The sequence below is a fragment of the Gordonia lacunae genome (assembly GCF_002149015.1).
GTDB classification, from domain to species: domain Bacteria; phylum Actinomycetota; class Actinomycetes; order Mycobacteriales; family Mycobacteriaceae; genus Gordonia; species Gordonia lacunae.
On the sequence record NZ_NGFO01000006.1, the window covers coordinates 210,279 to 234,140 of the forward strand.

General features: G+C 68.0%; 25 protein-coding genes and 1 rRNA gene. 8 read left to right on the plus strand and 18 right to left on the minus strand.

Going from position 1 to position 23,862, the window contains the following annotated elements:
- The first annotated feature begins 94 nt into the window (after window positions 1–94).
- Window positions 95–637: a hypothetical protein gene (locus tag CA982_RS07455; RefSeq protein WP_086534676.1), complete on the plus strand. Its 543-nt coding sequence runs from the start codon at window positions 95–97 to the stop codon at window positions 635–637.
- A gap of 1 nt (window position 638) precedes the next feature.
- Here the strand turns inward: CA982_RS07455 and smpB are convergent, their stop codons facing one another.
- The 7 genes from smpB to CA982_RS07490 all read right to left on the minus strand — a co-directional run bounded on the left by smpB (window position 639) and on the right by CA982_RS07490 (window position 6,017).
- Entirely contained in the window at window positions 639–1,115 is a 477-nt protein-coding gene (gene smpB / locus CA982_RS07460) for an SsrA-binding protein SmpB (protein ID WP_086534677.1), read from the minus strand.
- Between the two features lie 90 nt (window positions 1,116–1,205).
- Window positions 1,206–2,114 carry a permease-like cell division protein FtsX gene (gene ftsX / locus CA982_RS07465; protein ID WP_086534678.1) on the minus strand — a complete coding sequence of 303 codons (909 nt, stop codon included), beginning with the start codon at window positions 2,112–2,114 and terminating at the stop codon, window positions 1,206–1,208.
- A 54-nt stretch (window positions 2,115–2,168) separates the two neighbouring features.
- On the minus strand, window positions 2,169–2,855 hold the full coding sequence (gene ftsE, locus CA982_RS07470) for a cell division ATP-binding protein FtsE (RefSeq protein WP_058253667.1): 687 nt from the start codon (window positions 2,853–2,855) through the stop codon (window positions 2,169–2,171).
- Between the two features lie 90 nt (window positions 2,856–2,945).
- On the minus strand, window positions 2,946–3,509 hold the full coding sequence (locus CA982_RS07475) for an Rv3103c transmembrane domain-containing protein (RefSeq protein ID WP_086534679.1): 564 nt from the start codon (window positions 3,507–3,509) through the stop codon (window positions 2,946–2,948).
- A complete protein-coding gene (locus CA982_RS07480) occupies window positions 3,509–4,465 on the minus strand; it encodes a mechanosensitive ion channel family protein (protein ID WP_086534680.1) in 957 nt (318 codons plus the stop codon). The genes CA982_RS07475 and CA982_RS07480 overlap by 1 nt, the downstream gene beginning before the upstream one ends.
- Entirely contained in the window at window positions 4,462–5,577 is a 1,116-nt protein-coding gene (gene prfB / locus CA982_RS07485) for a peptide chain release factor 2 (RefSeq protein ID WP_086534681.1), read from the minus strand. The genes CA982_RS07480 and prfB overlap by 4 nt, the downstream gene beginning before the upstream one ends.
- Before the next feature lie 47 nt (window positions 5,578–5,624).
- Window positions 5,625–6,017, minus strand: coding sequence for a hypothetical protein (locus CA982_RS07490; RefSeq protein ID WP_086534682.1), 393 nt, complete (start codon window positions 6,015–6,017; stop codon window positions 5,625–5,627).
- Window positions 6,018–6,036: 19 nt separating this feature from the next.
- On the opposite strand from CA982_RS07490, the gene hisN reads away from it, so the two are divergent.
- Window positions 6,037–6,840: a histidinol-phosphatase gene (gene hisN / locus CA982_RS07495; protein WP_086534683.1), complete on the plus strand. Its 804-nt coding sequence runs from the start codon at window positions 6,037–6,039 to the stop codon at window positions 6,838–6,840.
- A 6-nt stretch (window positions 6,841–6,846) separates the two neighbouring features.
- Here hisN and CA982_RS07500 read toward each other — a convergent pair whose 3' ends face one another.
- Window positions 6,847–8,544, minus strand: a complete 1,698-nt coding sequence (locus tag CA982_RS07500; protein ID WP_086534684.1) for a nitroreductase family deazaflavin-dependent oxidoreductase — start codon at window positions 8,542–8,544, stop codon at window positions 6,847–6,849.
- A 150-nt stretch (window positions 8,545–8,694) separates the two neighbouring features.
- On the opposite strand from CA982_RS07500, the gene CA982_RS07505 reads away from it, so the two are divergent.
- Window positions 8,695–9,270, plus strand: coding sequence for a TetR/AcrR family transcriptional regulator (locus CA982_RS07505; RefSeq protein ID WP_086534685.1), 576 nt, complete (start codon window positions 8,695–8,697; stop codon window positions 9,268–9,270).
- Between the two features lie 295 nt (window positions 9,271–9,565).
- On the opposite strand, the gene CA982_RS07510 is transcribed toward CA982_RS07505, so the two are convergent.
- Together CA982_RS07510 and CA982_RS07515 are read right to left on the minus strand one after the other, a co-directional pair.
- Entirely contained in the window at window positions 9,566–10,225 is a 660-nt protein-coding gene (locus tag CA982_RS07510; protein ID WP_086534732.1) for an MBL fold metallo-hydrolase, read from the minus strand.
- Window positions 10,226–10,258: 33 nt separating this feature from the next.
- Window positions 10,259–10,717 (minus strand): DUF2752 domain-containing protein, encoded by a 459-nt coding sequence (locus tag CA982_RS07515; RefSeq protein WP_086534686.1) that lies wholly within the window; start codon window positions 10,715–10,717, stop codon window positions 10,259–10,261.
- A gap of 183 nt (window positions 10,718–10,900) precedes the next feature.
- Here CA982_RS07515 and CA982_RS07520 point away from each other — a divergent pair, with 183 nt between their 5' ends.
- Entirely contained in the window at window positions 10,901–12,271 is a 1,371-nt protein-coding gene (locus CA982_RS07520) for an acyl-CoA dehydrogenase family protein (RefSeq protein WP_086534733.1), read from the plus strand.
- A 31-nt stretch (window positions 12,272–12,302) separates the two neighbouring features.
- Window positions 12,303–13,526 (plus strand): acyl-CoA dehydrogenase family protein, encoded by a 1,224-nt coding sequence (locus tag CA982_RS07525; protein ID WP_086534687.1) that lies wholly within the window; start codon window positions 12,303–12,305, stop codon window positions 13,524–13,526.
- Window positions 13,527–13,599: 73 nt separating this feature from the next.
- On the opposite strand, the gene CA982_RS07530 is transcribed toward CA982_RS07525, so the two are convergent.
- From CA982_RS07530 to CA982_RS07555, 6 genes are all read right to left on the minus strand, one after another.
- Window positions 13,600–13,968: a fluoride efflux transporter FluC gene (locus CA982_RS07530; RefSeq protein ID WP_086534688.1), complete on the minus strand. Its 369-nt coding sequence runs from the start codon at window positions 13,966–13,968 to the stop codon at window positions 13,600–13,602.
- Window positions 13,965–14,417 carry a fluoride efflux transporter CrcB gene (gene crcB, locus CA982_RS07535; RefSeq protein WP_086534689.1) on the minus strand — a complete coding sequence of 151 codons (453 nt, stop codon included), beginning with the start codon at window positions 14,415–14,417 and terminating at the stop codon, window positions 13,965–13,967. The genes CA982_RS07530 and crcB overlap by 4 nt, the downstream gene beginning before the upstream one ends.
- Window positions 14,418–14,431: 14 nt before the next feature.
- Window positions 14,432–14,914 (minus strand): DUF6790 family protein, encoded by a 483-nt coding sequence (locus tag CA982_RS07540; RefSeq protein WP_086534690.1) that lies wholly within the window; start codon window positions 14,912–14,914, stop codon window positions 14,432–14,434.
- A gap of 3 nt (window positions 14,915–14,917) precedes the next feature.
- A complete protein-coding gene (locus tag CA982_RS07545) occupies window positions 14,918–16,798 on the minus strand; it encodes a propionyl-CoA synthetase (protein ID WP_086534691.1) in 1,881 nt (626 codons plus the stop codon).
- A 145-nt stretch (window positions 16,799–16,943) separates the two neighbouring features.
- The gene (locus CA982_RS07550) at window positions 16,944–17,555 is read right to left on the minus strand and encodes an MSMEG_1061 family FMN-dependent PPOX-type flavoprotein (protein WP_086534692.1); all 612 of its coding nucleotides are present in this window, start codon (window positions 17,553–17,555) and stop codon (window positions 16,944–16,946) included.
- Between the two features lie 26 nt (window positions 17,556–17,581).
- Window positions 17,582–18,169 (minus strand): universal stress protein, encoded by a 588-nt coding sequence (locus CA982_RS07555; protein ID WP_341865021.1) that lies wholly within the window; start codon window positions 18,167–18,169, stop codon window positions 17,582–17,584.
- Window positions 18,170–18,383: 214 nt separating this feature from the next.
- On the opposite strand from CA982_RS07555, the gene CA982_RS07560 reads away from it, so the two are divergent.
- Entirely contained in the window at window positions 18,384–19,556 is a 1,173-nt protein-coding gene (locus tag CA982_RS07560) for a sensor histidine kinase (protein ID WP_086534694.1), read from the plus strand.
- Window positions 19,553–20,239 carry a response regulator gene (locus CA982_RS07565; protein ID WP_086534734.1) on the plus strand — a complete coding sequence of 229 codons (687 nt, stop codon included), beginning with the start codon at window positions 19,553–19,555 and terminating at the stop codon, window positions 20,237–20,239. The genes CA982_RS07560 and CA982_RS07565 overlap by 4 nt, the downstream gene beginning before the upstream one ends.
- A 62-nt stretch (window positions 20,240–20,301) precedes the next feature.
- Here CA982_RS07565 and CA982_RS07570 read toward each other — a convergent pair whose 3' ends face one another.
- Window positions 20,302–21,546 (minus strand): helix-turn-helix domain-containing protein, encoded by a 1,245-nt coding sequence (locus CA982_RS07570; protein ID WP_086534695.1) that lies wholly within the window; start codon window positions 21,544–21,546, stop codon window positions 20,302–20,304.
- Between the two features lie 158 nt (window positions 21,547–21,704).
- Between CA982_RS07570 and CA982_RS07575 the strand changes: the two genes are divergently transcribed.
- A complete protein-coding gene (locus CA982_RS07575) occupies window positions 21,705–23,570 on the plus strand; it encodes a flavin-containing monooxygenase (RefSeq protein WP_086534696.1) in 1,866 nt (621 codons plus the stop codon).
- Window positions 23,571–23,625: 55 nt separating this feature from the next.
- On the opposite strand, the gene rrf is transcribed toward CA982_RS07575, so the two are convergent.
- Window positions 23,626–23,742 (minus strand): 5S ribosomal RNA (gene rrf, locus CA982_RS07580).
- Between the last annotated feature and the right edge of the window lie 120 nt (window positions 23,743–23,862).

The window sequence follows — 23,862 nt, forward strand, 5'->3', positions numbered from 1 at the left end:
GCCCACCGCCAGGCCTGGCCAAGGCGCCACCGGCATCGTGGAGACCTCGTGAGCCGAGGACGGACTTCGGCCGACCGACGAGAGCGAGACCGACATGACCTCCCCGACCCCCGGCGAGCACGAACCCGATCGCGCGGCCCCGCAGGCACCTCACCCATCTGACGACGCAGCCACCACGCCGATCAGCCCGGAGCCGACGCCGGCAACGAACGCCCACCAGTCCATCGACGCGAGCGGCTCCGCCGCCGGCCACGGCCCGGTCGCCGAACCGCACCCGGTGGCCCCGAAGACCGCACCGGCCCGGTCGGCCCTGATCGCCGGCGCGGCCGGACTGGCCATCGTTGCGGGCGCGCTCGGTTTCGGCGCCGGCTACATCACCGGTGACACGACCTCCGAGCGGCCCACACCCGCAGCCGTCTGGCAGCAGGGCGGCAACGGACCGGGCATGGGAGGCGGCCCCCAGATGGGTGGACCGCAGATGGGCGGACCCCAGCTGGGGCAGCCCGGGATGGGCCGCCTGCCGGGCCGACAGAACGAAGACGGTGAGAGCGGCGCCGGGTCCGACGAGCAGGACGGTCAGAACACGCCGCCCGGGTCGCCGACGCAGCAGCAAGGTCAGGCCGGCACGGGCGCCTGACTCACCCCATCCCCTTCACGCGACGACCGACCTCGCGCTCGACCTCGCGCTGAGCGGTGCGCTTGGCGATGTCCTGGCGCTTGTCGTGGGCCTGCTTGCCGCGGGCCAGGGCGAGCTCGACCTTCACCTTGCCGTCGTGGAAATACATCGACAACGGCACCAGCGTGAGATTGCCGTCGCGGATCTTGCCGACGAGGTTGTCGATCTCGCGTCGGTGCATGAGCAGCTTGCGCTTGCGCCGTACGGAGTGATTGGTCCACGAGCCGTTGCCGTACTCGGCGATGTGCAGGGCATGAAGCCACACCTCGCCGTCGTCGATCGTCGCGAACGCGTCGACCAGCGACGCCTTCCCGGCCCGCAGGCTCTTCACCTCGGTGCCCACGAGCACGATCCCGGCCTCGAAGACGTCGAGGATCGCGTAGTTGTGCCGCGCCTTCCGATTGGACGCGATCACATTGCGTCCCTTTTCCTTCGGCATGCACTCACCTCCTCGACGTGATACTGACCGGCCTGATGCCGGCCGGTGTGGTGCTGGCGACCGACAATCCGAACCGCCGGAACAGACGGATCATTCCCGGACATAGACACGAAGCGTGACATACGCAGTCGCGCCCGCCAACACAATTCCGCCGAGCACCAGCCACGGTGCGACGAACAGCACGTCGGTCAGCTCGATCCGGGCGAAGAAACTGACCCCGTACAACTCGCGTAACGCGTTGTCGAAGAAGAACTTCTTGGCCAGCAGCAGACCGCCGATGGCCAACACCGAGCCGACGAAAGCCGACACCACCGCCTCGAGCAGGAACGGCAGCTGCGTGTACCACCGGGTGGCGCCCACCAGGCGCATGATCGAGACCTCGGTGCGTCTGGTGAAGGCCGCGACCTGAACGGTGTTGATGATCAACAGGATCGCAGCGATGGCCAGCACCGAGGCGATGGCGAACGTCGCGTTGCGAACGCCGTCGAGCACGCTGAAGATCCGCTGCACCAGTTTGCGGTCGTCCTTGAAGGCGTCGACTCCCAGATCCTTGCGGGCTGCGTATTTGGTGAGCACCGCATCGAACTGCCCCGGGTCGGACACCCGCACACGCAGGGAGGCCGGCAGGGTGCCCTCCACGATGTTCTCGGCGAGATCGGGATTGTTCGCGAAGATCTCCTTGGCGCGCTTGAAGGCCTCGTCCTTGTCCAGATAGGTCACCGATGTCACGCCCGGCTCGTTCTCGAGGCCGCGCCGCAACTGGGCACACGGGTCGGATTCGCACTGCGGATCCCGTTCGGTCACCTCGGGATTGAGATAGAACTCCATCTCCACCCGGTCGAGGAAGATCTGCTGGCTCTTGTCCGCCATCTGGATCACCAGCAGACCACCGCCGAACATCCCCAGTGTGATCGCGGTGGTGATGATCATCGCGATGGTCATGGTCGCGTTGCGGCGGAGTCCGTGGAGAACTTCGCTGATGATGAAATTCGCTCGCATGTCTGCTCAGACAGTCCTTGGGTCTCGGGGAAGTGTGTCGGGGCCGGCCGCGCGTCAGCCGATCCCGTACACGCCCTGCGGGTCGTTGCGGACGAGTTGACCGCTGTCGAACTCGAGAACCCGTCGTCGCATCGCGTCGACGATGTGACGGTCGTGGGTGGCCATCACCACCGTGGTGCCGCGGCGGTTGACGCGGTCGAGCACGTCGACGATCTCTTCACTGGTCTCAGGGTCGAGGTTGCCGGTGGGCTCGTCGGCCAGGAGCACCAGCGGCCGGTTCACGATGGCGCGGGCGATCGCCACGCGCTGCATCTCACCGCCGGACAACTCGTTGGGCATGCGGTCGTGCTTGCCTTCGAGGCCGACATACTCGAGCACCTCCGGCACCACCCGCTGGATGGTGGAGCGAGGCCGGCCGATCACCTCGAGCGCGAATGCGACGTTCTCGGCCACCGTCTTCTTCTGGAGCAGCCGGAAGTCCTGGAACACACACCCGATCGACTGCCGCAGCTTCGGCACGCTGCGCGCCTTCAGTCGGTTGACGTGGAACTCCCCGAGGTACACCTCGCCGCTCGTCGGGCGGTCCTCCTTGAGGAGCAGACGGAAGAACGTCGACTTACCCGACCCCGACGGACCGATCAGGAACGCGAACTCCCCCTTGTCGACCTCGAAGCTCAGATCTCGCAGAGCGGGTCGACTGGACGCCTTGTACTGCATCGTGACGTTCTCCAGCTTGATCACGATGTGCCAGTGTAACGACGACTCCTGAGAGAGCGTTCAGGCGCGACACCTCGCCGCTTTCATCCGCCTGACCAGCCGTTTCCGGCTGGGTCAGCGTGTCGGGACCGTGGTGGTCGGGGTCTGCCCGCCGAAATTCGGCAACGGGATGTTCGGCAGCCCCGGGATGGTCTCGCGACTCGCGCTCGGCGTCTGCGACCGCGTTCCGTCCGTCGACGAACCGTCCGTGCCATCGACGCCACCGGTCGTGTCGGTGGTCGACGATTCGGTGGTGGTGGTCGACGACGACGTGGACGGCGGCGGCTCGTAGGTCGGCTCGACCGTCTGCGATGTCGTCGGCGCGGGCCGCGCGGGCTCCGGCGCCACCACGCCGTAGCGCTGCGAGGTGTACCCGTACAGGACGCAGCACGCCAGGAACACGGCGACGAGGATCGCCGTACTTGTCCGGATCCGCGTACGCGCGATGTGACCCCAGTCGATGTGCCGCCTGCGGTCGGAGCCGGACGGCGGGTCCTGCGGGGGCGGATCCTGCGGGGGAATCCCCTGCGTCGGGATGATCTGTGTCGGGTCGTCCGCGCCGGGGACGGGTCGGCCGGAGTGTTTGCCGGGCCCGTCGCGGCCAGGCGTGTTGTGTCCCGGGATGTTCGAGTCCACCATCAGTCTCCCCCGTCCCGGTTGCCCTGATCGGCGTGCGTCGCCGGCGGACCTCCCGCGGAGCGGACCTCCCGGGCGGGCACGTTGATGCCCTCCCGCGCCAGCGCACGGATGATGTGGACGCGGAGTGCACGTCCCACCTCGAACTGCTTGCCCGGCAGGGTGCGTGTCACCATGCGGACTGTGATCGCGTCGAGCTCGAGGCTGATGACACCGAGCGAGGACGGTGCGTCGAGCAGCAGATCGTGCCACCGCGGCAGCGCGTAGAACTCGCGGCCGACCCGATCCAGCGTCTCGTTGACCATCCCGATGTCGGCCTCGGACGGGACCGGGACGTCGACGACAGCGCGTGCCCAGTCCTTCGAGAGGTTGGTGGCCTTGACGATCTGACCGTTGGGAACGGTGATGACCTCGCCCTCGGCGGTGCGCAGTTTGGTCACCCGCAGGGTCACGTCCTCCACGGTGCCCTCAGCCGGCGCATTGCCCGTCACCGTCAGGTTGACCACGTCGCCGTACCCGTACTGCTTCTCCGCGACGACGAAGAACCCGGCCAGGATGTCCTGCACGATCCGCTGTGCGCCGAAACCGAGCGCGGCACCGATCACCGCGGTGGGGCCGGTCAGCCCGCTCAACGGGATGCCGAACACCGACAGCGCATGGATGATCACGATGATGGCGATCACCACGATCAGCGTCCAGGCGACGACGTCGACCAGCGCCCGACGATGCTTGGCGTCCTCGGTCTGCACGATGAGATCGCTGGTCGAGAACCGCGAATCCACCCGCGAGGCGTATTTGTCGGCGAACCAGCGGATCAGACGGGCCAGCAGGACCGCACCCAGAATCCAGATCACGATCTCCAGGCCACTGGTGACCAGCCAGACATAGACCCGACCGAGGAGAAGTTCGGTCGGGCTCGGCTCGGCGGCCAGCAGGAGGTCGGCGGGTGAGGAGATCACGCTTCGGCGGTCGCCATCCGCCAGCGGATCCCGGCCTCGATGAACTTGTCCAGCTCGCCGTCGAGCACCGACGTCGGGTTGTTGTCCTCGACGCCGGTCCGCAGGTCCTTCACCATCTGGTACGGGTGCAGCACGTAGGAGCGCATCTGGTTACCCCAGCTCGAACCGCCATCCCCCTTGAGGGCGTCGAGTTCGGCCCGTTCCTCTTGCCGCTTGCGGTCGAGGAGCTTGGCCTGCAGGACGCGCATCGCCGATGCCTTGTTCTGCAGCTGACTCTTCTCGTTCTGACACGTCACGACGATGCCGGTCGGGATGTGCGTGAGGCGGACCGCGGAGTCGGTCGTGTTGACCGACTGTCCGCCCGGGCCCGACGACCGGTAGACGTCGACCTTGATGTCGTTCTCGTCGACGTCGATGTGGTCGGTCGTCTCGACCACCGGCAGCACCTCGACCTCGGCGAACGACGTCTGGCGGCGGCTCTGGTTGTCGAAGGGACTGATGCGCACGAGTCGATGGGTGCCCTGCTCGACCGAGAGCGTGCCGTACATGTACGGGGCCTTCACCGCGAAGGTCGCACTCTTGAGGCCCGCCTCCTCGGCGTAGGACGTGTCGTAGACCTCGACGCCGTACCCCTTCTGCTCGGCCCACCGGATGTACATGCGCATCAGCATCTGCGCCCAGTCCGCCGCATCGACGCCGCCGGCACCCGAACGGATGTTGACCACCGCGTCACGGGAGTCGTACTCACCGGCGAGCATCGTCTTGACCTCCATCGCCTGGATGTCGGTCCGGAGGCTCTCGCGCTCCCCGTCGGCGTCGGCCAGGGCGGCGACCTTGTCGTCACCCTCTTCGGCGTCGGCGAGCTCGTAGAGCACCGGCAGGTCCTCCAGCCGCTGGCGCAGCTCGGAGACCTTGCGGAGTTCGGACTGCGCGTGCGACAGCTCGCTGGTCACCTTCTGGGCATGGTCCTGGTCGTTCCACAGGTCCGGGTCCGAGGCCTGCATCTCGAGCTCGTCGATGCGACGGCGCAGCTCTTCGAGGTCGAGCACCTTCTCCACGGTGGTCAAGGTGGCGTCGAGGGATTCGAGGTCTGCGGTCACGTCGGGATGCACGGTTATCCAGAGTACCGACAGTCCGGCGCGTGAGCGCCGCGGAGGATCTACCGGGCGCCTGGACCCGGTTCGGGCATCACCCCGAACCGCCACGACGTCGCGGCCTTCTGCGGTTTGTAGAGGACCGGCAGATCGTCGCCGACCTGAGGCCAAGGATCGCCCGGTCCGAGCACCAAGGTTCCGTACACCTCGGTGGGGCTGGTCTCGGGACCGACGATCGTCCCGGAGATCGTGCAGAAGCGGTCACCGTTCTTGTCGGTCGCGCTCCGGGTGGGCTCGTCGTCGCGGTCGGAGACCCCGACGATCGTGAACGTTCCCTGCACGAACTGGGAGGCCTTGGCCGCCGACATCGGCTGCGGATTGCGCCCGCGCTGCCACTGCACCACCAGCACCACCACGAGTGCCGCGATCAACAGGGTGAACGTCACGGTCAGCAACATGACAGCTACCCTACCGGGCATGTCCGTCCCTCCCGGCCCGACGAAGTACAGCGACGACGTCGAACTCGCACTCTCACTCGCCGACTCCGCCGACGCGCTGACGATGGATCGGTTCGGGGCGGTCGATCTCCGCGTCGACGACAAGCCGGACCTCACACCCGTGTCCGACGCCGATCTGGCCTGCGAGACGATGATCCGCGAACGGCTCGCCGCCCGCCGGCCCGCCGACACCGTTCTCGGCGAGGAGTTCGGCGGTGACGCCGCACTGTCCGGACGGCAGTGGGTCGTCGATCCCATCGACGGCACCAAGAACTTCGTGCGCGGTGTCCCGGTGTGGGCCACCCTGATCGCACTTCTCATCGACGGCGTGCCGACGGTCGGCGTGGTCTCGGCACCTGCACTCCGCCGACGCTGGTGGGCCGCAGCGGGTCTCGGAGCCCACGCCCGCTTCGACGGCGACGACGTACGTCGCCTGTCGGTGTCCGGGGTCGCCGATCTCGGGTCGGCGAGCCTGGCATTCTCGAGCCTGTCCGGGTGGGCCGACCGCGGCATCCGGGACCGGTTCATCGACCTCACCGACCGGGTGTGGCGCGTACGCGGTTACGGCGACTTCTTCAACTACTGCCTCGTCGCCGAGGGCTCGGTCGACGTCACCGCCGAACCCGAGGTCTCGCTGTGGGATCTGGCCCCCCTCGACATCCTGGTGCGCGAGGCGGGCGGACGTTTCACCGCCCTCGACGGCACGCCCGGACCCGCCGGCGGTAGTGCGGTGGCCAGCAATGGACTGCTGCACGATGAGGTCGTGGAGGCCCTCCGCACCTGAGGACGTTCAGTCGGTGAAGGTGATCCGTACCGAGATCGGGTCACTCTGAAGCGCGCGGAACCCGGCGGAGGTCAGACCGGCGAACAGGGGGCGGGTCGCGAAGGAACGCACCCGTGCGGCCACGTCGTCGTCGGGGACGAACTGCGCAGTCCCCGTGCGCCACTGACGGCCCTGGCGGATGCGCACCGTCGGATTCGCCGTGATGTTGATCCCCCATCCCGAGCGCTTGCCATGCTGGCTGATGACCCACGCGCCGTCGGCGTCGAAGGCGGCCGACACCGGAACCGTGCGAGCCAGACCGGATCTGCGGCCGACGGTCTCCAGATCCGTTGCCAGGTGGGTGCCGATCCCGAGTCGATTGAGCGCGGCCACAGCCGGATTGGCGAGGTGTCGTCCGACCCATCGCTCGAACCGGAACTTCCGGGCCGCCTTCGCGTCGGCCGATGTCACGTTCCGGGTGCTCCGCAACGCGCCGATCCCGTTGCGCCGTACCGTCGTCACCGCGGTCCGCCACAGCGCACGGGTGGGGTCCGGGTCTCCGCCGCCGGCCATCCGGTGCAGTTGGTCGGTGTGCCACTGGAGATCGAGTGCCCCCTCCAGAGACCGCGCCGTCGCGGCGCTGGACAACCGGGCCGGAAGCGGCAACCGCTGCTGTTGTGATGTCAGACGATCGACGTCACCGGTCATCACGTCCCTTGCCGCCGTCGGCGCGGTCACCGTGGGCCGGCCGATCCCGACGATGTCGCAGGCGCCCTCGGCGATCGCCGCCGCCATGGCCGTGTGCGTGCGGAAACCGCCGGTGACGGCCAGCGGGATCCCGGCGGCGAGTTCGCGGACGGTGACGGCGTACTCGAGGAAGTACGCCTCCCGCTCGCGTGTGCTCGCCGACTGGACAGGTCGCCCCATCATCGCGGGGGACTCGTAGCTCCCGCCGCTGATCTCGATGAGATCGAGCGCCTCCGCCGCGAGCAACGCGATCACGGTGCGCGACTCCTCCTCCGAGAATCCACCGCGCTGGAAGTCCGCGGAGTTCAGTTTGATGCCGACACCGAAACCCGGCCGGACGGCAGCGCGCACCGCTCGGACCACCTCGAGGGCGAAGCGGGCCCGGTTCTCGATGGGGCCACCCCACCGATCCTCGCGCCGGTTGGCCAGCGGCGAGAGGAACTGCGACAGCAGGTATCCGTGGGCACCGTGGATCTGCACACCGTCGAAACCCGCGGCCTCGGCCACCACGGCGGTGGTGGCGAACCGCGCGATGATGTCCTCGATCTCGGCCTCGGCGAGCGCACGAGGCGTCGGCACCCCGGGGATGGCCAACCGGACCGCCGACGGGGCCACCACACGCCCCTCGGTCGTCAGCGGATTGGCCTGCCGCCCCGGATGATTGATCTGCATCCAGATGGGCGATCCACCGTCCTGGGTGGTCTTCGCCCAGCGCGTGAGCGCGTCGAGGTGACGGTCGTCTTCGACCACGACGTTCCCGGGTTCCCCGAGATACCGGCGGTCGACCATCACGTTGCCGGTGATGACGAGACCGTAAAAGCCTGCGGCCCAACGGGAGTAGAGACGCTCCAGACGAGCGTCCGGGCCGGCGTCCGCGTCGCCCAGGCCCTCGCTCAGAGCCGCTTTCATGATCCGGTTCGGCAGAACCTGACCCGACGGAAGCGTCAAGGGTGCGGACAGTGTCACCGTGTCGGTCATGTTTCGTCTCCTACGACTGATTGCGCGTCCCCCGCGTGACGGACCGCGATGTATACCGATTGGTCTACCGCCCTGCACCCTAGTAGACCGCTTGGTATACTGCAAGCGTCGGTGGCCAGAGACGCCCCGGCACGACGAGGAGTGGCACCGATGGCAGCGCGCGACCAATTGATCGAGGCGACCGCAGATCTCATGCGACGGCACGGCGTCGCGGGCACCGCCATCTCAGACATCCTCGAGAGCAGTGGTGTCGCCCGGCGATCCATCTACCTCAACTTCCCGGGCGGCAAGGCGGAATTGGTGGCGGCGACGACGCGCAGTGTGGGCGACACGATCACCGCACTTCTCACCGACATCGTCGCCGAGCCCGATCCGATCATGGCGTTCGCCGAGATGTGGTCGGCAGCGTTGTCTGCGACCGACTTCGAGGGCGGGTGCCCCGTGGTGGCCGCCGCACTGGGCCGCCTCTCGGCACCGGAGGCGGCGGCCGCGGCCACCGAGGTCTTCGACGAATGGCGAGGTCTGATCGAGCGCCGGTTACTGGATGACGGCGTCGCGCCCGACGTGACCGCTTCGCTGGCCGCCACCATCGTCGCGGCGATCGAGGGTGCGGTGGTCCTCGCCGAGGCCGCACAGACCACCACGCCGCTGATCCAGGTGGCGACTCATCTCAACGAGCTCGTCGCCCTCCACCGACCGGAATCGGACGACACCTGGAGCGAGTGAGGCGATCTCCTGCTCCCTGAGGTGCGAGCGAAACGCCCTCCCGCTCCCTGAGGCGCGAGCACAACGACCTCCTGCTCCCTGAGGTGCGAGCGAAGCGACCTACCGCTCCCTGAGGTGCGAGCGAAACGACCTACCGCTCCCTGAGGTGCGAGCGAAGCGAGCCACGAAGGGTCTCGCAGAGTGTCTCACCAGGCCCTTCGAGGCTCGTCGCTATCGCTCCTCGCACCTCAGGGAGCAGGACGGGCGAGTGCGTCTGTGGTTCGTTCGGATCAGGGAGCAAGAGCCTCGGACACACTCACACCTGCGTGGCGTGCTCCTTCTCCAGCACCGTGAACTCGGTCGCGTCGTCCTTCATGTCGGCCAGCCGCCCGTAGTGGATCCCACTACCGGCGTCGGACAGGATCGCCTGGTGGATGGGCACCGCGACCCGGGGTGCCATCGCCCGCAGATAGTCGACCGACTCGCTGAGCTTCATCCACGGCGCGGCCGACGGCAGCGCGAGGACGTCGACATGCTCGAACGGGATGTAGAACGAATCACCGGGGTGCATGAACTGCCCCGGCTGCTCGGCGGTTCCCAGAACATAGGCGACGTTGTCGATGACCGGGATCTCGGGGTGGATGACCGCATGCCGGCCGCCGGTGAAACGCGCGGTGAGCGAACCGATCTCGATCTGGTCGCCGCTGCGAGCGGCCGTCCACTCACCGGCCACGGCGTCGCCGTTGAGCTGGTTCGTCGTCTGCGGGTCGGCATACAGGATCGCGTCGGGGTTGGCCGCGACGAGGTCGGGCAACTTCGTGACGTCGCAGTGGTCAGGATGCTGGTGGGTGATCAGGATGGCGTCGAGACCGCTGATGCCGTCGAACCCGTGCGAGAAATTCCCCGGATCGAAGAGCACCTTGGTCCCGTCGATCTCGACGAGCAGACAGGAATGGCCGAAGTGGGTGATCTGCATGAGTCCACTGTGCACCTTCGCCGAGCGGCATGCTCACACGACGACCGGGAAGAATCCCCACCCGAAGGCCGCGTCGAGAATGCGCACGCCACCGTAGGTGAGCCAGACCCCCAGCAGGACGGCCCCGACAGGTCCGAGCACGAGGTCGCGCCACCCGGACAGCGGCGCCCCACGACGGCGCACCAGGGTGAGGGTCGCAGCCACCACGGTCACGGCGGTCAGCATCAGGAACACCGGCCCGAACACGTTGAACGTGAACGCCGACCCGACGTCGCCGTGCATCAGCGCCACCCAGCTGCGAGTGAGTCCACAACCGGGACACGGCAGACCGGTCATCACCGCGAACGGGCAGAGCTGCGGTCCGGCGTCGACACCGCCCGGGGTGAACACACAGGCGGCACCGAGCGCGGCGGCACCGGCCACCGCGACGGTCGTCGCGCCCACCACCTGATTGGCCGATAAGCCCTGCTCGCGGCGGTGATCGACGGTCATGCGGCCAGCCTAGCGGGTACGTCGGCAGGCGGTGTCGGACAAGTGCGTGACAAACTTCTTACTCCGAAGTAAGGTTGGGACTTACTACCGAGTAAGATCGGTCGCATCGACCCTGTCCACCCACTCCGGTGGATCCACGCAGAGACCCCGACCGGGGCGACTGGAAAGAAACGGCTGGTGATCATGACAACTCACACCGAACCGCGCGACACCTCCGCAGTCGGCCGCAACCCGCACCCCCGCAGCTTCATCGGAACCGCGATGCGCGTCCTGACGACGGTGACGGGCTCGGAGTTCGCCGAGAAGTACAACATCCGCGAACCGATCAACCGCATCGCCTACCAGGGCACCAAGACCGGATTCCAGACCCTGGGCGCGGCGAACCGAGCCTTCAAGGCGGCCCAGGGCGGCGGGTCCAGCCAGGCCAAGCGCCTCACCAGCGCGCCGAAGGACTACTTCAACCTCACGCCCGACGACGAGCAGCAGATGATCGCGGAGACGGTGAAGGAATTCGCCACCGAACTCCTGCGCCCGGCGGCTCACGACGCCGACGCCGCGGCAGCCGCGCCCGAGGAACTCGTCGCGCGCTCGGCCGAACTCGGCATCACGATGATCAACGTCCCCGAGGAGTTCGACGGCGCCGCATCCGAGCGCGGCGTCGTGACCAACGCGCTGGTCGCCGAGGCCATGGCCTACGGCGACATGGGACTCGCCCTTCCGCTGCTCGCGCCGAGCGGGGTGGCCACCACGCTCACCAACTTCGGCACCGACGAGCAGCAGCGCACCTACCTGCCCGACTTCGCCGGTGAGAACGTGCCCCAGGCGGCCGTCGTCATCGCCGAGCCGCGCCCCCTGTTCGACGCCTTCGCCCTGAACACCAAGGCAACCCGCGTACCCAGCGGGTTCCGCCTCAACGGAGTCAAGTCGTTCGTACCGGCCGCCGGCTCCTCGGAACTGTTCATCGTCGGCGCCCAGCTCGACGGCAAGCCGACCCTGTTCGTCGTCGAGTCCGACAGCAAGGGCCTGATCGTCGAAGCCGATCCGGGCATGGGCGTGCGCGCCGCCGGTATGGGCCGTCTGCTGCTGCAGGACGTCGCCGTCCCGGCCAGCGCGATCATCGGCGGCGAGGCCGACGCCGCGGCTTCGGCGTACCGCGATGTCGTGCGACTGTCGCGCCTCGGCTGGTCCGCGCTGGCCGCGGGCACCGCACGCGCCGTCCTCGACTACGTCATCCCCTACGTGAACGAGCGCGAAGCCTTCGGCGAGCCGATCTCCAACCGTCAGGCGGTGGCCTTCATGGTCGCCACGATGGCGACCGAGGTCGACTCGATCCGCCTCGTCACGCTGCGTGGCGCAGCTCGCGCCGAGCAGGGCCTGTCCTTCGCCCGCGAAGCCGCACTGGCCCGCAAGCTGACCATCGACAAGGGCCTGCAGATCGGTCTCGACGGCGTCCAGCTGCTCGGCGGCCACGGGTTCACCAAGGAGCACCCCGTCGAGCGCTGGTACCGCGACCTCCGCGGCGCCGGCATCGGCGAAGGCATCGTCGTCCTCTGACCGCGTTCGGACCGTAGCGAAAGAACTTCTCATGAGCATCAATCTCGAACTCCCGAAGAAGCTGCACGTCACCGTCGACCAGGCGCATCAGGCGGCGGCGGAGATCTTCCGGCCCATCTCCCGCAAGTACGACCTGCGCGAGCACGACTACCCGGTCGAACTCGACACCCTCGCGAGCCTGTACGACGGCCTGTCCGAGACCGGCCAGGCCGGTGCGGGCGCCGACGGCGGTCGTAGCCAGGAGAAGAAGCAGAAGCCGAAGACCGACGGCGCCGTGGTGAACGGCGGCAACATGCAATCCGTCGTCAACGTCATCGAGACATCGTGGGGCGACGTCGGTCTCATGCTCAGCATCCCGTACCAGGGGCTCGGCAACTCGGCGATCGCCGCGGTCGCGACCGACGAGCAGCTCGAACGATTCGGCAAGGTGTGGGCCGCGATGGCCATCACCGAGCCCGGTTTCGGATCCGACTCGGCCGCCGTCTCGACCACTGCGACGCTCGACGGTGACGAGTACGTCATCAACGGTGAGAAGATCTATGTGACCGCGGGATCCCGCGCGACCCACATCGTGGTCTGGGCGACCGTCGACAAGAGCGCCGGCCGGGCTGCCATCAAGAGCTTCGTGGTTCCGCGAACCCATCCGGGCGTGACCGTCGAGCGTCTCGAGCACAAGCTCGGCATCAAGGTCTCCGACACCGCCGCGATCCGCTTCGAGAACTGCCGCATCCCCAAGGAGAACCTGCTCGGTTCACCCGAGGTCGACACCAAGAAGGGGTTCGGCGGGGTCATGCAGACCTTCGACAACACCCGTCCCCTGGTGGCGGGTATGGCCGTGGGTGTGACCCGGGCGGCTCTCGAGGAGCTGCGCCGGATCCTCGACGAGGCCGGCATCGAGGTCGATTACGACCGCCCGGCCGCCGACCAGCATGCCGCCGCGGCCGAGTTCCTGCGCATGGAAGCCGATTTCGAGGCCGCATACCTGCACACGATGCGGGCCGCGTGGATGGCGGACAACAAGAAGCCGAACTCCACCGAGGCGTCGATGTCAAAGGCCAAGGCCGGGCGCACCGCCACCGACGTCACCAACAAGGTCGTCGAACTCACCGGCACCCTCGGCTACTCGGAGCGGCTCCTCGTCGAGAAGTGGGCGCGTGACTCCAAGATCCTCGACATCTTCGAGGGGACCCAGCAGATCCAGAACCTGATCATCGCGCGACGTGTGCTGAACAAGAGCAGCGCCGAGCTCAAGTGATCGCCTGACAGAACGTCTCTCGGCCCCGCGACGGAGTTCCGTTGCGGGGCCGAGTCGTTCCGTGGGACGACGATCAGGCGAGCCAGACGACCCACATACCGGCTGCGCATGCGGTCACCGACGCGACGAGCGTTCCGACGGCGTACGCCCCGGACCGCCACCGATCCCCCCGCTGCGCCAGCCGCACCGTCTCGAACGCGGCGGTGCTGAATGTCGTGTAGCCACCGCAGAAGCCGGTTCCGACAACCGACTGCCACCCGTGTGGCACCCCGTGGAAGACGACGAGACCCGCGAGCACCCCCAGCAGCGCCGAGCCGCTGACGTTGATCGCGAACGTGCCCCACGGCGTGATCGTCGGCCATCGGCGTCTGACGGCTCCGTCGACGACGAACCGCGTGACCGCACCGAGCGCCCCCGCCACCATCACGGCCGGCGCGATCATGCCCGCGCCGCCCGGGAGGCGAGCGCGATCCCACAGGCAGCCGCGGCGAGGCCGAGTACCACGCTGACCACCGCGTAGGCCAGCGCGGTCACCACCGCGGACGCCCGTGCCAGGTCGGTGATCTCCAGCGCGAAGGTGCTGTACGTGGTCAACGCCCCACAGATGCCGGTGCCGCCGAAGAGGCGTATGCGCTGGCGCCATCCCTCATCGTGGCCAAGTCGCGCAAGCATTTCCAGGAGCGCCCCCAGGAGAAACGCGCCGACGATGTTGACCCCGAACGTCGCCCACGGCCAGTGCCCGTGCTGGGCGGGGAACGTCTCCTCGGCCCAGTACCGCACGCCCGTGCCGACGAGTCCCCCGGCGAACACCCAGGCGAGCGCGTGCACCCGGAGGTGGAGCGGACGTTCGTCTGGGTCGACGGGGAGTTCACGGTGCTCGTCTCGGTGCACGGGCCAAGTCTCCGCTACGTGACGATCACATACAACACGATCAGATAGATCGGAACGAGCACGTCGAAGAAGAAGATGGGGCCGGCGTTGCCCGCCGCGAAGTTCCGGTGGGTCACCATCTCCCGCACATGTCCGACGGCGGCACCCAGGTAGAACACCGCGAACGCGATGATGGTGGCCAGGGTGAACTCGTCACCGAAACCCGATGCGATCACGCCCAGCACACCCGTCGCGAGACTGGCGAGACCGACCTCCCACTGCCACGGGGTCTTCGGTGGCCAGCCGATCGACTCGGCGATGGGCGCACCGAAGAACATGTGACCGCACCCGGTCATCCAGCCCTGGACGCCGATCATCCACAGCACGGAGTTCTCGAGCAGATCCCGGCCCAGATCGCCGCCGGGAGTGAACGCGTCGACGAGAGTGGCGATGATCGTGCCGACGACCCCGACGAACGGTACGAGCCGGATCGCGTTGCGCACCGCGGCGTCGAGCACTGCTCAGCCCTTCAGCTGCTCGGCCAGCGCCGCCAGGACATCCGGGTCCTCGATGGTCGAGGGCACCGTGTAGTCCTCGTGATCGGCGATCTGGCGCATGGTCTTCCGCAGGATCTTCCCCGATCGGGTCTTGGGCAGTGCCGGCACGACCGTGACGTCGCGGAACGTGGCGACGGCCCCGATCTCGTTGCGCACCAGGGACACGAGCTCGCTGCGCAGCGTCTCGGACTCGATGTCGACGCCGGACTTGAGCACCACGTATCCGCTGGGGCGCTGGCCTTTCAGGTCGTCGCGGATGCCGATGACCGCACACTCGGCCACGGCCGGATGCGACGCCACCACCGCCTCGATGCTGCCGGTCGAGAGCCGATGTCCGGCAACGTTGATCACGTCGTCGGAGCGGCCGAGGACGAACACGTAACCGTCGGCGTCGACGTAACCGGAGTCGCCGGTCAGGTAGTAGCCGTCGAACGCCGACAGATACGAGTTGCGGTAGCGCTCCTCGTCGCGCCACAACCCGGCGAGGGTTCCGGGCGGCAGCGGCAGGCTGATGACGATGTTCCCCTCCTCCCCCGCCCCCAGCAGCGTGCCCTTGGCGTCGACGACGCCCACCTGGTACCCGGGCACCGGCACCGTCGGTGAACCCGCCTTGATCGGCATGGGTTCGAGGCCACGGAGATTCGCCGCGATCGCCCACCCGGTCTCGGTCTGCCACCAGTGGTCGACGACCGGGACGCCGAGCACCTCCGACGCCCAGGTGAACGTATCGGGGTCGAGGCGCTCGCCTGCGGCGAACAGTGTCTGTAACGATGACGTGTCGTATGCGGCGAGTTCGGTCGCCTCGGGATCGGCCTTGCGGATCGCGCGGATCGCCGTCGGCGCGGTGAACAGGGCCTTGACCCCGTGATCGGCGATGACCCGCCAGAACGCGCCCGCGTCGGGGGTGCCGACCGGTTTGCCCTCGTACATGACCGTCGTGGCCCCCACGAACAGCGGCGCGTACACGATGTAGGAGTGCCCGACGACCCATCCGACGTCCGACGCCGTCCACCACACGTCGCCCGCCGAGATGTCGTAGATGTTCTTCATCGACCAGGTCAGCGCCACCGCGTGGCCGCCGTTGTCGCGGACGACTCCCTTGGGCTTACCGGTGGTTCCCGACGTGTAGAGGATGTAGAGCGGATCGGTCGCCGCGACCGGCACCGCGCCGACCGGGTCGGCGGCGTCGGTCTCCCGGTCCCAGTCCAGCCAGCCGGCGTGATCGGCTGCGCTGCCGGTGATCTCGGGACGGTCCTTGACGATGACCGTGCGAGGTGGCGTCGCCGCCATCTCGATGGCCCTGGCCACCATCGGCAGGTACTCGACCGTGCGTCCCGGTTCGAGACCGCCCGACGCGGTGACGACGGCGACGGGCTCGGCGTCGTCGATGCGGGTGGCGAGTTCCCGGGCGGCGAACCCTCCGAACACCACCGAATGCACCGCACCGATGCGCGCGCAGGCGAGCATCGCGATGGCCGCCTCCGGGATCATCGGCATGTAGATCACCACGCGGTCGCCGGCCGAGACCCCCTGCGCCACCAGCACTCCCGCAAATCGGGCGACCACGTCGAGCAGCGCCGCGTACGTGTAGTGCCTGCGCTCCCCGGTCATGGCCGAGTCCCAGATGAGCGCCGTCCGCCCCTCGTCGCCGTCCGCCAGGTGCCGGTCGAGCGCGTTGTGGCAGGTGTTCAGCGTGGCGCCGGGGAACCACCGGTAGAACGGGGCGTCCGAGTCGTCGAGCGCTGTGGTCGGCGGCTCGTACCAGTCCACCGCTTCCGCGGCGGCGAGCCAGAACGCCTCACGATCATCGCTCGCCTGCGTGAACGCCTCGCTGTAGCTGCCCATGGCCTTCCCTTCACCGTGTCGTCCCGGCGCGCACCCGAAACCGTTACAGGGTGCCGCATCGCCCTTCGAGGGTATCGGTGTGATCGCCGCCACGACACGTGATCGACGGCCCTGCGCCGACCGGCCGGCGGCTCGCGCCGAGCGGTCAGTACAGGTACTTGCGGTACTGCTCATCTGTCTCCCGGTCGTCGACCAAGGGGACATCGAGTTCGGGCATGACCATTCTGGTGATAGCCGCCACCGACGGCAGCGTCCGCGGAGTCCAGGACTCCGGTTTCCACAGATCCGCGCGCAGAAACGCTTTGGAGCAGTGGTAGAAGACCTCGTCGACGTCGATCTCCACGGCCAGGATCGGACGCTTTCCCTTGACCGCGAGGGCGTCGAAATAGTCGGCGTCGTCGACGATGCGGGCGGTCCCGTTGACGCGCAGGGTGTCGTTGCGGCCGGGGACGACGAAGATGGTGCCGGCATGCGGGTTGCGCAGGATGTTCAGATAACCGTCGACGCGTCTGTTCCCAGGACGTTCGGGGATCGCGATACGCGTGTCGTCGACGATGTGCACCACTTTCCCGGCAGGGTCGCCCTTGGGTGAGACGTCGACGCGGCCGACGGCATCGGAGGTGGCCAGGAACACCACAGGTGAGGCGGCCAGCCACGCTCGGTCGATGTCCGAGAGCGTCGGCCTGACCTTGTCGCGAACGACGGCAGCCGGCTCGCCGACGATCTCCCGGAGCCTCGCCTCGTCGGTGATGTGCATGCGCACATCGTGTCACGCGAACGGTGCTACGCGGGTCCCGGCGCCGGCGTCGGCCAACGCACGATCCACTCGGAGCCCCGAACAGGCCCGGTCGCCACCGACCGCCGACGGAGATGGACCGACCCGTCGGTGACGACGAGGGTGACGTCGTCGTCGAGGCGCGCCGCGAGGCGTCGGGCGGTCCAGCCCGGGCGTGCACTCCCGGTTCCGACGACCACGGCACCGGCCCCGACGCGTTGCGCGGCCCGGTGCAGGACCGCTGTGGGGTCGCCGACCTCACTCATGGTCGACACCGTCCGCGCACCGTGCCATCTCGCGAGTTCGGCAGCGGTTCGCAGACACTCGTCGATCCCGGCCTGCCCGGAGAGCAGGTAGGACTCGTCCCTCAGGGCGTCGTGGAGGCCGGTGCTCTTCTCCTTCCGGCGGCCACGGGTGGCGCAGATCAGGATCAGATCGCCGGAGTCGCCGAGCAGGCGAACCGCGACCTTCACCGCCCGCAGCGAACCCTCGCTCCCGTCGACGCCGACGACGACCGGATCGCCGGTCCCGGTGAGTCCGGCCGGGACGCGCCGCACCGTACGGAGCGGCGGGTGCGCGGCGAGAGCAGTTGGCACGTCTCGGGTTTCGAGGGGTTCCCAGCGCCGGGGTCGTGTCCGCAGCGTCATCATCGTGTCCTCCCGGGTCAGCGATATCAGGTGCTCACAACGCTATGGAGACAACGGGTGCGAATCGCCATCCCGCGGGTTGACCTGTTCTCCACCCCAGGGTGGACATCGGAGTCCACCGTGGGGCGGTCGTGCGGCGGTGACGCGGAACTATCCTGGAACGGTGACGGGCTTCACGACGAACGCAGGCGCCGGGCTGTGGCGCCGCATCGAACGGGCGGGCGGGGACTATCCCCCGCTCTATCCCGCGGTGATCCTGTCGTCGAGCGTGGTGGTCACGCTGGTGTCGACGGCGCAACGCTTTCCGTTCGACCAGATCTGGTGGGTGGTCGCGGCCCTGGCGCTGGCGGCACTGACGCTGGTGATGGATCTCACGCTGCCGCCGACCTCGTACGCGTGCTTCGGCATCATCGCCAGTTCGGTCTGCTTCTTGATGATCCCGACGCCCACCGACGCCGCGCCACTCCAGCTCGTCCTCATGACGGCCATCGCGGCCGCGATGTACCCCCTGTTGACCGGCATCGCCGTGACAGTCGTGTGCATCGCGGTGATCGTCTGGTTCGGCGCCGTCGGCGGCCTCGACTCGCCGGCGCTCTACGCACTCGGCGTCGCCTGCGGATGGCTGATCGGCTACATGATGTTGATCCAGAAACGATTGGCCGACAACCGGGCTCGAGTGCTCGCCGAACGAGCCGACCGTGCAGCCGGCGACGAGCGCCGGCGGATCGCGCGCGAGATCCACGACGTCATCGCGCACTCGTTGTCGATCACGATGCTCAACGTCACCGGCGCCCGTCGTGTGCTCGAACAGGATCGCGACGTCGAGGAGGCGTTGGACGCGCTCGCCGATGCCGAGCGCCAGGGCCGGCAGGCCATGACCGAGATCCGCACCATCGTCCACGTGCTGGGAACGGCCGGACCGGCGGGAACGACGTCGCCGTCACCGGGTGCCGACGATCTGGTCCGGCTCGTCGAGGACTACCGCAAGGCCGGAGTGGACATCGACTTCACCCTCGCCGGCGACGTCACCGAGCTCTCCCGGCCGGTCGGCGCGGCGCTCTACCGCATCGCCCAGGAGTCCTTGGCGAACGTCGTCAAACACTCGGCGGGCAAGCGTGCGTCGGTCTCGGTGTCGGTGTCCGACGCGGTGGCGCTCACGGTGGAGAATCCCGCGGCGCAGGGGCGGCCACGGCACTGCGACGGCACCGGCATCGAGGGCATGACCCAGCGCGCCGCGCTGCTCGGGGGCACCCTGCACGCGTCGCATCGCGCGGGCACGTGGACGGTGCGGGCGACGTTGCCCGCCCGGTCGATCGCCGACGGGGTGCCGGTGTGACGACGAGCAGTCCGGCCGAGGCCACGCCCGACCCGATCAGGGTCCTGCTCGTCGACGACCAGGAACTCATCCGCACCGGGTTGCGTCGCATCCTCCGCCTCCGGGACGGGTTCGACATCGTGGGCGAGTGCGCGGACGGTTCCGAGGTGCTCGCGGGGATCGCCGAGCACCGGCCCGACATCGTCCTGATGGACCTGCGGATGCGCAACGTCGACGGCATCACCGCCACCACCATGGTCCGCACACTGCGGGAACCGCCGCCGGTGCTCGTGCTGACCACCTTCGACGACGACGACCTGCTGTCGCGGGCCCTGCGCGCGGGAGCCGCCGGATTCATCCTCAAGGACTCGCCGGCCGAGGCCTTGATCTGGGCGGTCCGTGCCGTGGTTCGCGACGGCGCCTTCCTCGACCCCGCGGTCACCGAACGCGTCCTCCAGGGATTCCGCCGGTCGGGTCGCGAACGGGTGACCACCGCGCTCGGGCTCACCGACCGCGAGACCGACGTCCTACGACTCATCGCGCGCGGCCGGACGAACGCGGAAATCGGTTCGGCCCTCGGCATCTCGCAGGTGACGGTCAAGAGCCACGTCAATCACATCTTCACCAAACTCGACCTGCGTGATCGCGCGGCGGCGATCGTGTACGCCTTCGACCGCGGGCTCGTCGTCGCCGAATACGACTGAGCCCGAGTCGATCAGTCCTCGGCGTCGATCAGTCCTCCGAGTCGATCAGTCCTCGGCGTCGATCAGTCCTCCGAGTCGAGCACCTCGACGTCGACCCCGTCGACGAACCGGTACGGACCCGCGACGAGCAGACCACCGAAGTGCTTGCGCAGACGGGACATCTCGGCACGGACAGTGACCGTCCGATCGTCGACGCCGAACAGATGAGTCGACATCCGGGCCGCGGTGACGCCGTCCGGCTGACGCGCCAGGAACGTGAGAATGTCCCCGTGGCGCGGCGAGCAGCGGTGTGTCCACGCCCCGCTGGCCCCTTCGACCGTGACCTCGACGTTGCCCACACCCGACGGTCCCGCCGGAACCCGTACGACCACCCGCGTGGACGACGCGCCCGACGTCTCCGCGACCCGCACCAGCCACCCACCGGGTAGCGCCTCGACGTCGCACTCGCCGAGCGCGTTGACGAAGATGCGGCCGGGCCCGAGACGGGGCGGCAGGATGAGCCGTGAGCGAGGGGACACGGTGTCCACCGCGGCGACCCACCCATCGGTGTCGACCGCCAGCGCCGGGCCGGGCATGCGGGCGAGGATCGGCGCGGCAACCGCCCGCAACGAGTCGAGCCGGCGATGATGGCTCTCGCGCAGTTGCGACTCGGCGAGCCGGGCGACCGCATGCACCAGCGCCAGGGTCGTCGGATGGATCGTGGCGGCCGGACCGCTGACGTCGACCACACCCAACATCTCACCGGTCCGCGGATCCTTGATCGGCGCACCGGTGCAGGTCCACGAGTGATGACTCCGCACGAAGTGCTCGGCCGAGAACACCTGCACCGAACGACCCGACATCAAAGCCGTACCGATGGCGTTGGTCCCCACCGAGCCCTCGGCCCAGTCGGCGCCCTCGACGAATCCAAGAGTGTCCGCGCGCGTGAGGACCTTCGACGACCCGCTCCGCCACAGCACGTGTCCGTCGGCGTCCGACACGACCAGGATGTTGTCGCCGTCGGCGATCAGCGAGTCGAGGCCTCGTGCCAGTTCGTCGACGACCTCCGCCAGGCCGGACCGCCGGCGGCGCTCCTCCAGCTCGTCGAGCTGGAGCGTCCGTTCCCCGACGCAGTCCACGTCCGGGTCCAGGCCGGCCCGTCGGAGTCGCTGCCACGAGTCGTCGATGACACCCCGCGGACGGGCCGGCATGCGCCCGCCCGACATCGCCGCGTCGTGAACCGCGCTCAGAACCGACGCGAACGCGCGCGGATCGTCGCCGGCGTGGACCGCGGGCTCCAGCTCGGAGCCCGACTCGTAAGCATTCATCCTCTCGATTGTGCGTCACGTCACAGACAACGACAACGACCCCCACCCCTCGCAACCCCCTGCAACCCTTGCCGCCACCCGCCGCGGGGGCGTCTGCTGTCCTCAACCCGCTGTGTTCCACATCACGTTCGCGGGGCACATATCCGAGGAGGCATCTCATGACGCAGACACTGGAACCGGTCGTCCATCTCGACCGCACCCCGCAGGAACGGATCGACACCTGGCTGCGTGAGTTCGAATCCGCACTCGCCGCACACGACATCACCCGCGCGACGAACGCGTTCCTGACCGACAGCTACTGGCGCGACCTGACCGCATTCACCTGGAACATCAAGACCGTAGAGGGCCACGAGCAGATCGCCGACATGCTGACCGCGCGTCTCGCCGACACCCGGCCGTCGAACTTCGCCACCACCGAACCGCCCACCGACGACGGGGACGGCGTCGTCTCCGCCTTCGTCGCCTTCGAGACCGCCGTCGGACGCTGTGAGGGCCACGTGCGCATCCGTCCCGACGACAGTGGTCCGGACGGCGAAGGGCAGCACGCCGGGGTCGACAAGGCCTGGACCCTCCTGACGACGATGCAGGAACTGAAGGGCCATGAGGAGTCGGCCGGCCAGAACCGGCCGCTCGGGGCGGTCCACGGCTCCGACCCCGACACCCGCTCGTGGGCGGAGAAGAAAGCCGACGAGGAGCAGGCCCTCGGGCAGTCCGCGCAACCATACGTACTGGTGATCGGCGGCGGGCAGGGCGGCATCGCGCTCGGCGCACGACTCCGCCAGCTCGGTGTTCCCTCCGTCGTCGTCGACCGCCATGACCGGCCCGGGGACCAGTGGCGCAAGCGGTACAAGTCGCTGTGCCTGCACGACCCGGTCTGGTACGACCATCTCCCGTACCTCCCCTTTCCCGACAACTGGCCGGTCTTCGCGCCGAAGGACAAGATCGGTGACTGGCTGGAGTTCTACACGAAGGTCATGGAAGTTCCGTACTGGAGCAAGACGACGTGCCTGTCCGCTGAGTACGACGAGGCCGAGGCACGCTGGACCGTGGTCGTGGACCGAGACGGTGAACGCCTCACGCTCCATCCGACGCAGCTGGTCCTCGCGACGGGGATGTCGGGCAAACCCGCCGTCCCCACGGTTCCCGGGCAGGATGTGTTCGCCGGCGAGCAGCACCACTCGAGCGCCCACCCCGGACCCGACGGCTACCTCGGCAAGAAGGTCGTCGTCATCGGCTCCAACAACTCCGCACACGACATCTGCAAGGCTCTGGTGGACAACGGGGTCGACGCGACGATGGTGCAGCGCTCCTCCACCCATATCGTGAAGTCCGACTCCCTGCGGTCGATCGCCCTCGGCTCCCTGTACAGCGAGGAAGCGGTCGCGTCCGGGATGACCACCAAGAAGGCCGATCTCACCTTCGCGTCACTGCCCTACCGGATCATGCACCAGTTCCAGGTACCCGTATACGACCAGATCAGGGAGCAGGACAAGGACTTCTACGATCGCCTCGAGGCGGCCGGCTTCCAGCTCGACTTCGGCGACGACGACTCTGGACTCTTCATGAAGTATTTGCGCCGCGGGTCCGGTTACTACATCGACGTCGGCGCCAGCGAGCTCATCGCCGACGGCACGATCAAGCTCGTCCACGGGCAACTGGACCATCTCACCGAGAACTCGGTGGTCCTCACCGACGGCACCGAGATCGACGCCGACGTGGTCGTCTACGCGACGGGCTACGGGTCGATGAACGGCTGGGCCGCCGATCTGATGGGGCAGGAGGTCGCCGATCGTGTCGGCAAGGTGTGGGGACTGGGTTCCGAGACGACCAAGGACCCGGGACCCTGGGAGGGCGAACAGCGGAACATGTGGAAGCCCACCCAGCAGCCGGGCCTGTGGTTCCACGGCGGAAACCTGCACCAGTCACGTCACTATTCGCTGTATCTGGCCCTGCAGCTCAAGGCTCGATATGAGGGAATCCCGACGCCCGTGTACGGCCTGGCCGACGTCCACCATCTGAGTTGATGGGGGTATGAGAAATGCCCCGCAACCTGGGGTTGCGGGGCATTTCTGAAATTGTGTTCGGCGGTGTCCTACTCTCCCACACTGATTAGGGTGCAGTACCATTGGCGCTGGAGGGCTTAGCTTCCGGGTTCGGAATGGGGCCGGGCGTTTCCCCTCCGCTATAGCCGCCGTAACTTTATGAAACAACCACCACACACAACAGGTTGTCTGTTTATTGTGTGTTGTTTCAGAAGTACATAGTGGATGCGAACACCAACCGACAATCTCTGACGAGTTGTGGTGATGTTGTGGG